Origin of the sequence: Odoribacter lunatus, assembly GCF_943193135.1 — a bacterium.
Lineage (GTDB): Bacteria > Bacteroidota > Bacteroidia > Bacteroidales > Marinifilaceae > Culturomica > Culturomica lunata.
The window spans coordinates 1-1358 of record NZ_CALPCZ010000063.1 but is presented as its reverse complement, the minus strand read 5'-3'; the positions used below and the strand labels follow the sequence as shown (position 1 = coordinate 1358).

Annotated in this window: 1 protein-coding gene; it reads right to left on the bottom strand. The window is 49.9% G+C overall.

The genetic code is table 11. The annotated features are described in order from the left end of the window. Positions 1–1358 (bottom strand): SUMF1/EgtB/PvdO family nonheme iron enzyme (locus NFR61_RS11120; RefSeq protein WP_251624165.1); only part of this gene is annotated, 1358 nt, incomplete at both ends.

The window sequence follows — 1358 nt, the reverse complement described above, 5'->3', positions numbered from 1 at the left end:
GAAGGGAACGTGGAACCTTGACATGTGCCTCGGTAGGAAGTACATGCCAGACTATCGGGATTGTAGTAGCTACCGCCCCGAGTACCGAATGCAGCAGTAGCAGTCGGCCAGTAACTGGTGGAAATATCCGTCGAACCGTCGGCATTCAATTCTCCGTCACCATGGGAGTAGGAAAGATTAGTGGCAACGAATCCTTTCCCGGAGCTTGTTGCGATATAGCACATTTCGGCTAAATTTCCGCTCATCTCCATGACGCCCCAGTAGGTGGCACCTGCCTGGGTTTGATTGGTGGAAGAGGTAGCAAACAATCCACAACGGACGGGACCGATATCGTTGTTTCCACTGTTTATGTTGTGGTTTTTATTAACGGACTGTTCCCGTTCATCGCCGGGATAAAGCAGGTCAGATTCTCCGGTCAGGGGATTAAGGCTACTATTGGAGTTCCAGGCGTATTCTCCTTCTTCCGGCATTTGGGGATACGGGCGGCGGCATGCCTTTTCATATTCCAATTCACTCATAGGGCGTAGCCCGCTCCAATCGCAGTATGCCAGCATGTCATAAGGAGATAGAATACCGCAGGCAATAGTCTGTCCGTCATCCTGTGAGAAAAGGTCATTGGCCGGATTAAGGTTGTTGCCGAATACGGCAGGCCCGTCTTCTCCTTTTTGCTCGATAAAGACAATACCGTTCCGACGCGTAGGTGCGCTTGTGCTCCCAAAAACGTAATCTCCACGTTGCATATTGGTAAAATCATTGTTTGCCACGTGCGCTTTCTGTTGCGTTAGGGTGAGAGAGTTTAAAAACTCCATGTACTGTTCTTGGCTTGTCTCATACTTCATGATATAAAAGCCGGCATACCCTTTGGGAAAGGCTGCGGGTAATGTAACAGAGGTAGATGTCGGATTAACTGTATTCAGAGTCACTGCATCCTCCGAATCAATAAGACAGGGAGATTTGCCCGATAGTGCAAAACCATATGCAGAATAATTGTCACCGAGGTAATAACTGCCGTAGGGAATATAAACCATCTCAATGGCATGAACGGCGACGTATATCTTATTCAGTTCATCGCCGAAATCGGCAGCGGAGAGCGTTTTCTTTGTGTTGGCCTTGAACAACCATTTGAGCCGTACACGGACACTTACGTTCCCGTCGGATATTTCATCCCGCATAAGAAAAACGCCGGTGACTTTGGCGCTACTGCCCGAACCTGTTTGCCCGAACATGAAGGAGTAGTTGCCGCCTTCATTGCCGCTTTGGGGTGTGGCTTCGTGCCCTTCGCGGGCAAGGTAGCCGTGATGCCAGGGTTCGGAGATGCCCCGTTTCTTGTACTTAAGGAACACCCACGCGGCATCCCA